The sequence below is a fragment of the Pseudomonas sp. AGC41 genome, assembly GCF_057334555.1.
The window spans coordinates 188047-189375 of record NZ_JBHFJB010000117.1 but is presented as its reverse complement, the minus strand read 5'-3'; the positions used below and the strand labels follow the sequence as shown (position 1 = coordinate 189375).

Annotated in this window: 1 protein-coding gene; it reads left to right on the top strand. The window is 64.5% G+C overall.

The features are described 5' to 3' along the window. Positions 1 to 206: 206 nt before the first annotated feature. A complete protein-coding gene (locus ACE04F_RS21125; RefSeq protein ID WP_486109708.1) occupies positions 207 to 1268 on the top strand; it encodes a transglycosylase SLT domain-containing protein in 1062 nt (353 codons plus the stop codon). Positions 1269 to 1329 lie beyond the last annotated feature (61 nt).

Genomic DNA, 1329 nt, shown 5'->3' with positions numbered 1-1329 from the left:
GGGGGGCGGTCAGAGCGTGTCGCGAGGGCTGGCGCAGGGACTTCCTGCGGCCAGCGTGGAAGGATGCCGGACCACCGACGATGCGATGTGGAACCGCTGGCCGGTGATCTACCACCCAATGGCGCCACCTCATTCAAGGTTGACCGCCCATGTCCCGATCACTTGCATCTTCGCCGGCTCTGCGATCCATTCCCAAAGGTTTGTCCATGCTGGCCCTGGGGACCTTGCTGTACGGGTGCCAGCATCTCGAACCGCAGTTGACCATCGGCGACCGTTTCGCCAATGAGCCTTACCGCGCGCAGCTGCGTTGGCTTGAACCGGCACCCACGGACACGATCATCGAGATTGGCGAGTCATCCCCGCAAAGCGGCGGCAGCCTGTGGGCGCGCATGCGCCAGGGGTTTTCCTTGCAGACCAGAGCCCAGGGCGTGGCGCGTATCGACGAGCAGCGTCGCTGGTTGATGGAGCGTCCGGCTTTTCTTACCCAGACCGGCCGCGCCGGTAGCCGTTACCTGCACTTCATCGTCGGCGAACTGAACAAGCGCAACATGCCTTTGGAGCTGGCTTTGCTGCCGGCGATCGAAAGCGGGTTCAATCCCAATGCGCGTTCGCCTGCCCAGGCGTTGGGGCTCTGGCAGTTCATTCCCGCCACCGGACGCCGTTACCAATTGCAGCAGCACGGTGACTACGATGAGCGCCGGGATATTCCGTCCTCCACCCGGGCTGCCCTGGATTACTTGTCTTACTTGCACGATTACTTCGACGGCGACTGGCTGCTGGCGCTGGCTGCCTACAACGCCGGGGAAGGGCGGGTACGCGACGCCATCACGCGTAACCGCGCCCGTGGCCTGGCGACCAATTACTGGAACCTGTCGCTGCCCGGCGAGACCCAGAATTACGTGCCGCGGCTGCTGGCTTTGTCGCAACTGGTCAACACTCCCGCAGATTACGGCGTGAGCCTGACCCCCATTGCCGACCAGCCGTACTTCCAGATGGTCGCCTTGGCGCAGCCGGTGGACCTGGCGCAGCTGGCGCAGTTGTCGGGGGTGCATGAGCGGGAGTTGCGCATGCTCAACCCGGCCGGCCGTGACCGCGTAAGAGGGCGTTTGCTGATGCCGGTGGAAGCATCGCGCAAGTTGCTGGCGCAACCGGAGATGATCGCCAAGGCGGCGTCGCCCCGGGTCGGCGATGGCGAAGAGCAAGTGGTCGCTTCGCCAGATACGGTCGAGCCGCAGGTGGCCGAGGCGGCAGTGCCACCTGGGGTGTGAGCGCACTGATGCAAAAAAGATTCGCTTGTCGATATCTAACCCGTGGGGGGGGGGGGGGGGG